Consider the following 12,429-nt stretch of genomic DNA (forward strand, 5'->3'; position numbering starts at 1 on the left):
CGGTGGGGGGACCCCCGACCGACAGTACGGATTTCGTATGAGCCATAATTGCTTGTGAATGTGAACGCGTTCACAAGCGTGTCCTGTTCCTCCCGTAATGTGCGGAAGGAACGGGGCAAACTGCCGATGTGACCACGGCAATGTAAGGAGACAAGGACGTGGACCTAGCTCTGGCGCCAGAGACTCTGGCGCGCTGGCAGTTCGGCATCACCACCGTCTACCACTTCCTCTTCGTCCCCCTGACCATCTCCCTCGCCGCGCTCACCGCCGGGCTCCAGACCGCCTGGGTGCGGACGGAGAACGAGAAGTACCTGAGGGCGACGAAGTTCTGGGGCAAGCTCTTCCTGATCAACATCGCCATGGGCGTGGTCACCGGCATCGTGCAGGAGTTCCAGTTCGGCATGAACTGGTCCGACTACTCCCGCTTCGTCGGCGACATCTTCGGTGCCCCGCTCGCCTTCGAGGCGCTCATCGCCTTCTTCTTCGAGTCGACCTTCATCGGTCTGTGGATCTTCGGCTGGGACAAGCTGCCGAAGAAGATCCACCTCGCCTGCATCTGGATGGTGTCGATCGGCACCATCCTCTCCGCCTACTTCATCCTGGCGGCAAACTCCTGGATGCAGCACCCCGTGGGCTACCGCATCAACAAGGAGCGGGGCCGGGCGGAGCTCACCGACTTCTGGCACGTGCTCACCCAGAACACCGCGCTCGCCCAGTTCTTCCACACGATGACGGCGGCGTTCCTGGTCGGCGGCGCGTTCATGGTCGGCATCTCCGCCTTCCACCTGGCGCGCAAGAGGCACATCCCGATCATGCGGACCTCGCTGCGGCTCGGCCTGATCACCCTGATCATCGCCGGCCTCGGCACCGCCATCAGCGGCGACCTGCTCGGCAAGGTCATGTTCAAGCAGCAGCCGATGAAGATGGCCGCCGCCGAGGCCCTCTGGGACGGCGAGGCGCCCGCACCCTTCTCGGTCTTCGCCTACGGCGACGTCGAGAAGGGCCACAACACGGTCGCCATAGAGATCCCGGGCCTGCTGTCCTTCCTCGCGAACGACGACTTCAGCTCGTACGTCCCGGGCATCAACGACGTGAACAAGGCCGAGCAGGAGAAGTTCGGCCCCGGCGACTACCGGCCCAACATCCCCGTCGCCTACTGGGGCTTCCGCTGGATGATCGGCTTCGGCATGGCCTCGCTGGGCATCGGCGTGCTCGGCCTCTGGCTGACCCGGAAGAAGTTCATGCTGTCGCCGGGCCTGCGGACCGGTGAGGACGAGGTGCCGAACCTGGTCCTGTTCAAGCGGAAGGCGCTCAGCCCCCGCCTGGGCAAGTGGTACTGGATCATCGCCCTCTGGACGATGGCGTTCCCGCTGATCGCCAACTCCTGGGGCTGGATCTTCACCGAGATGGGCCGCCAGCCCTGGGTCGTCTACGGCGTGCTGCGCACCCGTGACGCCGTCTCCCCCGGTGTCTCCCAGGGCGAGGTCCTCACCTCGATGATCGTCTTCACCGCCCTCTACGCGATCCTCGCCGTCATCGAGGTCAAGCTCCTCGTGAAGTACGTCAAGGCGGGCCCGCCGGAGCTCACCGAGGACGATCTCAACCCGCCCACCAAGATCGGCGGGGACTCTCGTGACCCCGACCGCCCCATGGCCTTCTCGTACTGAGGCTCAGGAGATCGAGGCATGGAACTCCACGACGTCTGGTTCGTACTCATCGCCGTCCTCTGGATCGGCTACTTCTTCCTCGAAGGCTTCGACTTCGGGGTCGGCGTCCTGACCAAGCTGCTCGCCCGCGACCGGGTCGAGAAGCGGGTCCTCATCAACACCATCGGACCCGTCTGGGACGGCAACGAGGTGTGGCTGCTCACCGCCGGCGGCGCGACCTTCGCCGCGTTCCCCGAGTGGTACGCGACGCTGTTCTCCGGCTTCTACCTGCCGCTGCTGATCATCCTGGTCTGCCTGATCGTCCGGGGCGTCGCCTTCGAGTACCGGGTGAAGCGGCCCGAGGAGAACTGGCAGCGCAACTGGGAGCAGGCCATCTTCTGGACCTCGCTGATCCCCGCGTTCCTCTGGGGCGTGGCCTTCGGCAACATCGTCCGGGGCGTGAAGATCGACGGCGACATGGAGTACGTCGGCAACTTCTGGGACCTGCTCAACCCGTACGCGATCCTCGGCGGCCTGGTCACGCTCACCCTCTTCACCTTCCACGGCGCGGTCTTCGCCTCGCTCAAGACGGTCGGGGACATCCGGACGCGGGCGCGGGCGCTCGCGCTCAAGCTGGGGCTGGTCACGGCGGTGCTCGCCCTGGGCTTCCTGATCTGGACCCAGGTCCACACGGGGGACAGCTGGAGCCTTGCGGCGATGCTGGTCGCCGTGGTGGCGCTCGTCGGCGCCATCGGCGCGATCAAGGCCGGGCGGGAGGGCTGGTCGTTCGCGCTCTCGGGCGTCACCGTCGCCGCCGCTGTGGCGATGCTCTTCCTCGCCCTCTTCCCGGACGTCATGCCGTCTTCGCTCAACCCCGAGTGGAGCCTTACCGTGACGAACGCGTCGTCGACTCCGTACACGCTCAAGATCATGACCTGGTGCGCGGCGATCGCGACCCCGCTGGTGCTGCTCTACCAGAGCTGGACCTACTGGGTGTTCCGCAAGCGCATCGGTACGCAGCACATCGCCGACGCTCACTAGGGCCGACGCACACGAGAGGGGCATGTTTCACGTGAAACCGATCGATCCGCGCCTGCTCCGGTACGCCAGGGCCACCCGTCTCTTCCTGATCGCGGTGGTCGTGCTCGGCCTCGTCGGAGCGGCGCTGGTCATCGCCCAGGCGATGCTCATCGCCGAGATCGTGGTGGGGGCCTTCCAGCAGGCCCAGTCGGTTTCCGACCTGACCACGCCCCTGCTGCTGCTCGCCGGAGTCGCGGTGGGGCGGGGGCTGGTCTCCTGGCTGACCGAGCTCGCCGCCCACCGGGCGAGCTCGGCGGTCAAGTCCGAACTCCGCGGCCGGCTCCTCGGCCGCGCGGCCGCACTCGGGCCCGGGTGGCTGAGCGGCCAGAAGGCCGGTTCGCTGATCGCCCTCGCCACGCGGGGCGTGGACGCCCTCGACGACTACTTCGCCCGCTATCTGCCGCAGCTGGGCCTCGCGGTGGTCGTGCCCGTGGCGGTCCTGGCCCGGATCGTCACGGAGGACTGGGTCTCGGCGGCGATCATCGTCGTCACGCTGCCGCTCATCCCGGTCTTCATGATCCTCATCGGCTGGTACACCCAGGCCCGGATGGACCGGCAGTGGAAGCTGCTCTCGCGGCTCTCCGGACACTTCCTGGACGTGGTGGCAGGCCTTCCCACCCTCAAGATCTTCGGCCGGGCGAAGGCCCAGGCCGAGTCGATCCGCGCGATCACCGCGGAGTACCGCCAGGCGACGATGCGCACGCTGCGGATCGCCTTCATCTCCTCGTTCGCCCTGGAGCTCCTCGCGACGCTGTCGGTCGCGCTCGTCGCCGTGACCATCGGCATGCGACTCGTCCACGGTGAGCTCGACCTCTACACCGGGCTCGTCATCCTGATCCTGGCCCCCGAGGCGTACCTTCCGCTGCGGCAGGTGGGGGCGCAGTACCACGCGGCGGCGGAGGGACTCGCGGCGGCGGAGGAGATCTTCGACGTCCTGGAGCAGCCGGTACGGGACGGCGGCACGGGAGCCGTGCCGCAGTCCGTACGCCTTGAGCTCGACGGCGTGACCGTACGTCACGCGGGCCGCGCCGAGCCCTCGCTCGACGCGGCGACACTGACGGTCGAGCCGGGCGAGACGGTGGCGCTGGTCGGGCCGAGCGGGGTCGGGAAGTCGACGCTGCTCGACGTCGTGCTGGGCTTCGCGGTGCCGGAGGAGGGCGGTTCCGTACGGGTCGGGGGCGCGGACCTCGCGACGCTCGACCTGGAGGAGTGGCGGGCCAGGATCGCCTGGGTCCCGCAGCGCCCGCACCTCTTCGCGGGGACGGTCGCCGAGAACGTCCGGCTCGCCCGCCCGGACGCCTCCGACGAGGCGGTACGGGACGCCCTGCGGGACGCCGGGGCGGACGGGTTCGTCGCGGGGCTGCCGCAGGGGCTCGACACCCTGCTCGGCGAGGACGGGGCGGGACTCTCGGCCGGGCAGCGGCAACGGCTCGCGCTCGCGCGGGCGTTCCTGGCGGACCGGCCCCTGCTGCTGCTCGACGAACCGACGGCGGCGCTCGACGGTGAGACCGAGGCGGGTGTGGTGGAGGCGGTGCGCCGCCTTGCCGCGGGGCGGACGGTGCTGCTTGTCGTGCACCGGCCCGCGTTGCTGGCTGTCGCCGATCGGGTGGTGACGGTGGGCCGTGGCGGTGCCGCGCTGGGGGCCGGTCCCGGGGGTGCGGGTACGGCGGAAGGCGACGGGTCCGTCGGGGCGCTGCGCCCACCCGTTCCGCCCCAGGCGGTGCGCATGCCCACAACGGTTCCGGAACGGATGCCCACACTGGCGCGGGTACGGAGCATGGCCGGGGAGCTCAAGGGGCGGATGGGGCTTGCCTTGTTGCTCGGGAGTCTGGCCCTCGGGTCTGCCGTCGGGCTCATGGCCGTGTCCGGCTGGCTCATCTCTCGGGCCTCCGAACAGCCGCCCGTGCTCTACCTGATGGTGGCCGTCACCGCCACGCGCGCCTTCGGCATCGGCCGGGCCGTCTTCCGGTACGCCGAGCGGCTCGTCTCGCACGACGCCGTCCTGCGGATGCTCGCCGACCTCCGGGTCACCGTGTACCGGCGCCTGGAGCGGATCGCCCCGGCCGGACTGCGCCGCACCCGGCGCGGTGACCTCCTCGCGCGGCTCGTCCAGGACGTCGACGCACTCCAGGACTACTGGCTCCGCTGGCTGCTCCCGGCGGGCGCCGCGCTCGTCGTGGGCGTCGCCTCGGCCGGGTTCACCGCCTGGCTGCTGCCCGAGGCCGGTGCCGTCCTCGCCGTGGGCCTGCTGGTCGCGGGAGTCGTCGTGCCGGCGGCCGGCGGGGCCCTCGCCCGCCGGGCCGAGCGGCGGCTCGCCCCCGCACGCGGCACCCTGGCGACCGCCGTGGCCGATCTGCTGCGCGGCTGCGCCGAACTGACCGTCGCCGGTGCGCTCCGGGGCCGGATCGAGCGGGCGCGGGACGCCGACCGCACCCTCACCTCCATCGCCTCCCGGCAGGCCGCCGCCACCGCGCTCGGGGCCGGGCTCTCGGCCCTGGTCTGCGGCCTGACCGTCGCGGCCGCCGCGCTCGTCGGCGTCCAGGCCGTGCGGGACGGGCGGCTCGACGGGGTGGCCCTCGCGGTGGTCGTCCTGACCCCGCTCGCCGCCTTCGAGGCCGTCACCGGGCTTCCGCTCGCCGTCCAGTACCGGCAGCGCGTCAAGCACAGCGCCGAGCGGGTCTTCGAGGTGCTGGACGCCGCCGTCCCCGTACACGAGCCGCGGACGCCCGCCGCTCCCCCGGCGAGCCCGTTCCCGCTGGAGCTGGCCGGGCTCTCGGCCCGGCACGCCGGGCAGGAGCGGGCGGCGCTCGACGGGTTCGGGCTCACCCTGGAGGCCGGGCGCCGGGTCGCGGTCGTCGGTGCCTCCGGCTCCGGCAAGACCACGCTTGCCCAGGTGCTGCTGCGGTTCCTGGACGCGGAGCACGGCACGTACCGCATCGGCGGCGTGCCGGCCCGGGAACTCGACGGCGACGCGGTCCGGAAACTCGTCGGGCTCTGCGCCCAGGACGCCCACATCTTCGACAGCTCCGTCCGCGAGAACCTGCGGCTCGCCAAGGTCGGGGCGGACGACGAGGCGCTGCGCGAGGCGCTGCGCCGGGCCCGGCTGCTCGACTGGGTCGACGGGCTGCCGGCCGGACTCGACACGCTCGTGGGCGAGCACGGCTCCCGGCTCTCCGGCGGACAGCGGCAGCGCCTCGCGCTGGCCCGGGCCCTCCTCGCCGACTTCCCGGTCCTCGTCCTCGACGAGCCCGCCGAGCACCTGGACCTGGCCACCGCCGACGCCCTCACCGACGACCTGCTCAGGGCCACCGAGGGCCGGACCACCGTCCTCATCACCCACCGGCTGCACGGCCTCGAAGCCGTCGACGAGGTGCTGGTCCTCGACGAGGGCCGGACCGTGCAACGCGGACCGTACGCCGAGCTCGCGACGGCGGACGGCCCGCTGCGCCGGATGCTGGAGCAGGAGCGGGAGACCGATCTGCTCGCCACCGCCCACGGCTCCGCCGAGGCGACCGGTAGGGGGCGGCCGACTTTTCTCGCCAAATAGGACTTACTAGGCTCAAGCCCATGACCGCCGCCGCATCCGACGACTCGGATCCCCTGGAAGCCGCCACCCAGGCCACCCGCAGCCTCCAGGGGCTGTCCACGGAGCTCACCGCCCGCGTGCCGCAGCTCCTGGAGGCCATGCGTTCGGTCGGCACCGGGCTCGAACTCCACTCCACCCTCGACCGGATCTGCGAGACCGCCGCCGAACTCGCCGACGCCCACTACGCCGCGATCGGCGTCGTCGACGAGGAGGGCGAGGGCCTCTCGGACTTCGTCACCTTCGGCGTCGACGAGGACGTGGCCCGCGTGATCGGCCACCGCCCCGACGGCCACGCGGGGCTGCTCGGCGCGCTGATCCGCGACCCGCAGACCATCCGCCTCGCCGATCTGTCCGACGATCCGCGCGCGGCCGGCTTCCCGCCCGGACACCCGCCGATGCGGAGCTTCCTCGGCGTCCCCATCCGGGTCCAGGGCGAGATCTTCGGCAATCTCTACCTCGCGGAGAAGCACGGCGGAGGCCAGTTCAACGACTACGACGTGCACATGGTCCGGGTCCTCGCCACCGAGGCGGGCATCGCGATCGGCAACGCCCGGCTGTACGAGGCGGCCCGGCAGCGCGAGCGGTGGATCGACGGCTCGGTCGCCGTCACCACCGCACTGCTCTCCGGGGGAGACGCCGACGACGCCCTCACGGTCGTCGCCGAACAGGCCCGCCGGCTCGCCGACGCGGACGCCGGGATCGTGCTGCTGCCCGCCGAGGAAGGCGGCCTGGAGATCGTCGCCGTCTCCTCGCCCCGGCCCACGAAGTCGCTGGGCGTGGTGATCCCGCCCGAGAGTCCCGTGGTGAAGCAGCTCCTGGAGGGCGAGGCGGTCTTCGTGGCCGACGCCTCCTCGGACCCGCGCATGATCAGCCGGCTGACGGCCCCCTACGGACCGAGCATGATGCTGCCGCTGCAGAGCGGCGGGCGGGTGCTCGGCGCGCTCGCCACGCCCAGGGCGCGGGACGCCCGGCAGTTCACGGAGGCGGAGCGGACCCTCGCCACCCAGTTCGCCTCGCAGGCCGCCCTCGCCCTGATGATGGCCGACGCGCAGCGCGACCGGGAGCGGCTCGCCGTCTTCGAGGACCGCGACCGGATCGCCCGCGACCTGCACGACCTGGTCATCCAGCGGCTCTTCGCCACCGGCATGATGCTGGAGAGCGCCCAGCGCAGGTCGATCGTGCCGGCCGTGCGCGAGGGCGTGGGCAAGGCCGTGGACGAGCTGGACGTGACCATCCAGGAGATCCGTACGGCGATCTTCGCGCTCCAGCAGGGCCCTGCCGAGGCCCCGTCGGGGCTGCGCACCCGCGTCCTGCGGGAGATCAACATGGCGGCCGTGCCGCTCGGCTTCAAGCCCGCGCACCGCTTCCTCGGCGCGATCGACGCGACGGTCGGCGAACTCACCGGCAAGAACCTCATCGCCGCCCTGCGCGAGGCGCTCTCCAACGCGTTCCGGCACGCGGAGGCGAGCCGCATCGAGGTGGTCGTCGACGCCGGAGTGACGCTCCCCGACGGCTCCGCCGGGGTGCGCCTCTCGGTCGCCGACGACGGCATCGGCATCCCGGTGGGCGGGCGGCGCAGCGGTCTGCGCAACCTGGCACGCCGGGCCGAGTCGCTGGGCGGCGCGAGCTGGTGCGGGCCGGGCCTGGGCGAGGACGGCGACGGTACGACGGTGGTGTGGGAGGCGCCGCTCTAGGCGGTGTCCCTTGTGGTGGCCTCGGCTCCGGACCGTGCCTGCCGTGGTGGCCTCGGCTCTGGACCGTGCCTGCCGTGGTGGCCTCGGCTCCGGACCGTGGCCCCTGCGGTGGCCTCGGCTCTAGACCGTGCCCTCCGAGGTGGCCTCGGCGATCAGTCGCTCGATGATCACGGCCACCCCGTCCTCGTTGTTGCCGACCGTGCGGCCGGAGGCGGCGGTGATGACGTCGGGGTGGGCGTTGCCCATCGCGTACGAGCGGCCGGCCCAGCTCAGCATCTCGATGTCGTTGGGCATGTCGCCGAAGGCCACGACCTCCTCGGCCGCGATGCCGCGCTCGTCGCAGCACAGGGCCAGGGTGGAGGCCTTGGAGACGCCGAGCGCGCTGATCTCGATGAGCGCGGTCGGGCTGGACCGGGTGAAGGCGGCCCGGTCGCCCGCGGCCTCCCTCGCGAGCGCGAGGAACAGGTCGGGGTCGAGCTCGGGGTGCTGGGCGAGCAGCTTGAGCACCGGGGCGGCGGAGCCGGGCGCCTCCTCGAAGAGGAGCTTCTCGGCGGTGGCGACGGTGGCGCCGGGGTCGAGGAAGAAGGGCGGGTACTGCGGCTCGTAGTGGATGCCGGTGGTGAGCTCGACGGCGAAGGACGTCCCCGGCGCGGCGGCGCGCAGGGCGCGGACGACGTCGAGCGCGACCGGCCGTTCCAGCGGGCGGACCTGCAGGAAGGCGCCTCCCGCGTGGAGGTCGACGACGGCGGCGCCGTTGGCGCAGATCGCGAGGCCGTGCCCGTGGACGTGGTCGCGGACGACGTCCATCCAGCGGGCCGGGCGGCCGGTGACGAAGAAGACCTCGATCCCGGCCCGCTCGGCCGCCGCGAGGGCGGCGACCGTGCGCTCGGAGACGGACTTGTCGTCGCGCAGCAGGGTGCCGTCGAGATCGGTGGCGATCAGCCGGGCCGCCGGGGCGGAAGGACGCGGGGAACGGGGAGAGGTCACCGCACCATTCTTCCGCACAACGCGCACGGGCGTGCGAGGAGCCGCACATATGAGTGCCTGCCGGTGGCCTGGGTCAGGAGCTGGGCTCCCGTACCGCCGGTGACGCCGAAGAGCAGCAGCTTCATGACGTCGTCGCCTCCGTCAGGGCGTCCACGAGGGCGACGGTCACGGCGCGCTGGCCGTCGAGCGTGAGGTGGATTCCGTCGTCGAGGTGCAGGCCGGTCGTGGCCCGCCGGGTGTCGACCGTGCGTTCCGGCCGGCCGAGGAGGAAGTCGGCGACGCCGTCGACGTCCTCGCTCGCCCAGCCGATCCCGGCGCGGCGGAAGTGCGGGTAGGCGTCGGCCCGTTCCTGGTCCACGGAGCTCGGGGTGAGCCAGATCCAGCGGGACGCGTCCGGCTGCCCGGCGAGTTCCCGCAGGGCGAGGAGGTTGCGTTCGGTCTCCGCCGCGCTGACCAGCCGGGTGCCCGCGGTCTCCGCGTCGCGGCCGAGCCGTTGGGCGTCGTTCGCGCCGAGCATGCACAGGATCCAGTCCGGGCGCAGGAAGGCGAGTTGAGGCAGCTGGGCGAGGGCCTGTGTGGTGGTGGAACCGGAGACGGCGAGGTTGACGAGTGCGATGCCGTCCGGGAGGAGGTGGCCCAGGATCGAGAACCAGGAGAGCCGGTCGGCGGTGGTGCTCTCGCCGAGGGCCACGATCCGCTGCCCCGGCCGGAAGGGCAGCCGGCCGGCCCGCTCGGCGAAGACGGGGTCCTTGAGCAGTTCGGTCGCGGTGACGCGGGTGCGGTCGTCCAGGTCCCGGAGCCGCTTCCGGTACGCCTCGGGGTCGAGGCCGAAGAGGCCGGCGAGGCGCGTGTCGGGCAGTTCACCCAGGTAGCGGAGGGTCTTCTCGGGCTGCTGGAAGCGCACGAGCTTGTCGGTGAGGTCGTTCCCTGGCGTCTGCGCGGTCGTCTTCTCGGGCATGTCAGTGCCCCTTGCGCGAGCGGCGAAGGGGCAGCAGGAAGCCGGCGGCGATCAGCCAGCCCAGGCAGGTGAAGCGGGCCAGCGGCAGCAGCAGGGCGGCGCTGTCGAAGAGCAGGGTGAGGGAGGCGAGCGCGGCGATCGACGCCAGGACGAGACCGGTCACGGCGAGCGCGCGGGGCAGCACTCCGGCGAGGAGCCCGGGGACGGCGATCCCGGCCACCAGCAGGCCCAGCGTCACCACGTGGCCCGGGCCGCCGGTGGCGAAGGCCAGGTACTGGAGGGCCCGGACGAGCGAGGGGACTTCGAGGACCTCCGTACGGGAGAGCGTCCAGCTGATCAGGCCGCAGGAGGCCAGGAATCCGGCGGCGAGGAGGCCGCCGGCGAGGGCGATGATCGCGCCGGGGGCGCGGACGCCGAGCCGGTGCAGGCGGGCGGAGACCGTGGCGGCGTAGACGGCCAGGGGGATCGAGGCCGCGAACTGGAGGGCGCCGGAGATCTGGACGGCGCCGGAGTGGGCGCGGAAGTACGCCACGATCTCGCCGGTCTCGCCGAAGGGCGAGGGGAAGGGGTCGCCGTCGGCGAGCACGGTGCTGAGCACGAGCCCGGCCAGGAACAGCCCGGTGAACACCACGGCGAGCACGCCGGGCGGGGGTCCCGCCTGGGCTTCCCGGCGCTCGCGGGGTTCCTGGGGGGCCTCGGTCGGCCGGGGGTCGGTCCAGCTGTCTGCAGACACGGGTCCTGTCCGTTCTCTGAGGAGAATAGTTCACAGTGGAGAATCGTTCTTGTGTCGTACGATAGCTCCGTGAGCAGTGACCGGCAACCAGTGGAAGAACCCGGAGCGGCGACGGCCCCGCCCCCGCGCGGCGGAGCGTTCCTGCTCGCCCAGCTCGGGGCGCACGCGGCGAGTCGCTTCGGAGAGCGCGTCGGCGAACTCGGCCTGGCCCCGCCGGACGTCGGCCTGTTGCGGATGATCGCCATGGAGCCGGGGCGGAGCCAGCGCTCCCTCGCGGCCGACCTCGGCGTCGTCCCGAGCCGGGTCGTCGCCCTCATCGACAACCTGGAGAAGAAGGGGTTCGTCGAACGGCGGCGCAGCGCCGAGGACCGTCGTCACCACGAGCTGTACGTCTCCGAGGACGGCCGCCGGGCGCTCGGAAGCGTCCGGGAGGTCGCCGCGCTGCACGAGGACGACCTGTTCGCGGCGCTCGACGAGGACGACCGGGCCCGGCTGACGGAGCTCCTCGGCCGGATCGCCGAGCAGCAGGGCCTCGCACCGGGCGTCCACCCGGGCTACCGCCGGCTGCCGAAGCGGCCCGGGCGGGCCTGAACGGTCTCGCCCTTTCTCGCGGCTTCTCGCGATATGGCCGTAAACACCCGTTCGTTTTCGGCGTGGTGGGGAAGATTCCCGGGAGCTGACGGTGTATCCGGGGAGGGCGGGCATGGTCGCGGACCGGCGACGCGTGGAGTGCGACTCCTGCGGTGTGCCGTGCGGGGCCTGGGTCGCGAGCCTCGGGATGGCCCTCTGCGGGGAGTGCGAGCGGGCCGGATCGGCGCAGCCCGCGCGGGAGCCGGTCCTCGTGGGCGAGGTCCTGGCCGACTCCCCGGTCCTGCTCGCCCTGTGGCGGAGCCACGAGCGGCGGACGGCCTGAACGGCCCTGGGGGCCGCGTCAACGACGAAACGGCATCGAAGACTCTGTCTTCGATGCCGTTCGGCGTTCGGTAGGGGCACCTCGGGGCGCCCCGCGTCCCGTTCCGTGCATCGACGCCGAGGCGTCGGTGCGGGTGTCAGCCCCAGATCACGTCGTCCGTGGCGGCGGCGTTGACCACGGTGTCGGCGGAGTCGCCGGCCCCGTCGAAAGCCGGGACCAGCAGAGCGAGAGCCGTCAGGAGAACTGCAGCCCAGCGGGCGGAACGGAAGCGAAGCAAGGTATGAGTCCCTTACGAAGTAGGTGGGGGGTTGTTCCTTCGGTGAGACAAAGCTTCGCCAAGCCGAAAGGGCTTCGGAAGGGACTTCCGGTGGACGGAACGGGCCCTGGACCGAAGCGGTCAGCGGGCCGCGTCCAGGGAGCTCAGCCCACGAATCCGTCGAAGCCGTACGGCGCCAGCAGCGGCGCCTCCGAGCGGCCGACCCGCCACCCCGGCAGCGGACCGATCTCGGCGACCGCGCGCCGGCACAGCCGTGCCGCCGCCTCCTCCGCGACCCGGAGCCGGTCGGCGAGCAGATAGACCCCCACCGTCAGTCCGTGGCCCGGATGGGGGTGGATGACCACATGTTCCACACCGTCGTCGGGAAGTGCCAGGTCGTGGAGGAGATCCGCGAGGTTCTGAGGGATGCACAAGTCCGTCTTCCTGTTGAGGAGTTCGGTGTGAACGAGATACACACCTGGCATTTTCCTCAAAGGACGAACCAGGAAGAAGAAGAACAGAAGTCCCATTCCGGCAATGGCCGGTACAGTCCAGACCGCCTTCTGTAGAAATCTC

11 protein-coding genes are annotated in these 12,429 nt (G+C 71.7%); 6 read left to right on the plus strand and 5 right to left on the minus strand.

Translation table 11 applies throughout. The features are described 5' to 3' along the window. The first annotated feature begins 158 nt into the window (after window positions 1–158). Genes ACN9M0_RS18445 through ACN9M0_RS18460 form a run of 4 tightly spaced genes read left to right on the plus strand, consistent with a single transcriptional unit; the run spans window position 159 to window position 8,006 of the window. Window positions 159–1,667, plus strand: coding sequence for a cytochrome ubiquinol oxidase subunit I (locus ACN9M0_RS18445; RefSeq protein ID WP_366037113.1), 1,509 nt, complete (start codon window positions 159–161; stop codon window positions 1,665–1,667). 18 nt (window positions 1,668–1,685) lie between these two features. Continuing rightward, window positions 1,686–2,687, plus strand: coding sequence for a cytochrome d ubiquinol oxidase subunit II (cydB, locus tag ACN9M0_RS18450; protein WP_366037114.1), 1,002 nt, complete (start codon window positions 1,686–1,688; stop codon window positions 2,685–2,687). Between the two features lie 31 nt (window positions 2,688–2,718). Beyond that, window positions 2,719–6,273: a thiol reductant ABC exporter subunit CydD gene (cydD, locus tag ACN9M0_RS18455; RefSeq protein ID WP_366037115.1), complete on the plus strand. Its 3,555-nt coding sequence runs from the start codon at window positions 2,719–2,721 to the stop codon at window positions 6,271–6,273. Window positions 6,274–6,293: 20 nt separating this feature from the next. Next, window positions 6,294–8,006, plus strand: coding sequence for a GAF domain-containing sensor histidine kinase (locus tag ACN9M0_RS18460; RefSeq protein ID WP_366037116.1), 1,713 nt, complete (start codon window positions 6,294–6,296; stop codon window positions 8,004–8,006). A 120-nt stretch (window positions 8,007–8,126) separates the two neighbouring features. Here the strand turns inward: ACN9M0_RS18460 and ACN9M0_RS18465 are convergent, their stop codons facing one another. From ACN9M0_RS18465 to ACN9M0_RS18475, 3 genes are all read right to left on the minus strand, one after another. Next, the gene (locus ACN9M0_RS18465) at window positions 8,127–8,993 is read right to left on the minus strand and encodes a Cof-type HAD-IIB family hydrolase (RefSeq protein ID WP_366037117.1); all 867 of its coding nucleotides are present in this window, start codon (window positions 8,991–8,993) and stop codon (window positions 8,127–8,129) included. A 121-nt stretch (window positions 8,994–9,114) separates the two neighbouring features. Then, entirely contained in the window at window positions 9,115–9,951 is an 837-nt protein-coding gene (locus ACN9M0_RS18470) for an SGNH/GDSL hydrolase family protein (RefSeq protein ID WP_366037119.1), read from the minus strand. 1 nt (window position 9,952) lies between these two features. After that, on the minus strand, window positions 9,953–10,684 hold the full coding sequence (locus ACN9M0_RS18475) for a hypothetical protein (protein WP_366037120.1): 732 nt from the start codon (window positions 10,682–10,684) through the stop codon (window positions 9,953–9,955). A 69-nt stretch (window positions 10,685–10,753) separates the two neighbouring features. Here ACN9M0_RS18475 and ACN9M0_RS18480 point away from each other — a divergent pair, with 69 nt between their 5' ends. Together ACN9M0_RS18480 and ACN9M0_RS18485 are read left to right on the plus strand one after the other, a co-directional pair. Continuing rightward, on the plus strand, window positions 10,754–11,275 hold the full coding sequence (locus ACN9M0_RS18480; protein ID WP_366037121.1) for a MarR family winged helix-turn-helix transcriptional regulator: 522 nt from the start codon (window positions 10,754–10,756) through the stop codon (window positions 11,273–11,275). 112 nt (window positions 11,276–11,387) lie between these two features. Then, window positions 11,388–11,597 (plus strand): hypothetical protein, encoded by a 210-nt coding sequence (locus ACN9M0_RS18485; protein ID WP_366037122.1) that lies wholly within the window; start codon window positions 11,388–11,390, stop codon window positions 11,595–11,597. Window positions 11,598–11,733: 136 nt separating this feature from the next. Here the strand turns inward: ACN9M0_RS18485 and ACN9M0_RS18490 are convergent, their stop codons facing one another. Together ACN9M0_RS18490 and ACN9M0_RS18495 are read right to left on the minus strand one after the other, a co-directional pair. Next, window positions 11,734–11,874 (minus strand): hypothetical protein, encoded by a 141-nt coding sequence (locus tag ACN9M0_RS18490; protein WP_366037123.1) that lies wholly within the window; start codon window positions 11,872–11,874, stop codon window positions 11,734–11,736. 143 nt (window positions 11,875–12,017) lie between these two features. Next, a complete protein-coding gene (locus tag ACN9M0_RS18495) occupies window positions 12,018–12,329 on the minus strand; it encodes a hypothetical protein (RefSeq protein WP_366037124.1) in 312 nt (103 codons plus the stop codon). Between the last annotated feature and the right edge of the window lie 100 nt (window positions 12,330–12,429).

Source organism: Streptomyces sp. R-07, from assembly GCF_049913175.1.
Taxonomy (GTDB): domain Bacteria; phylum Actinomycetota; class Actinomycetes; order Streptomycetales; family Streptomycetaceae; genus Streptomyces.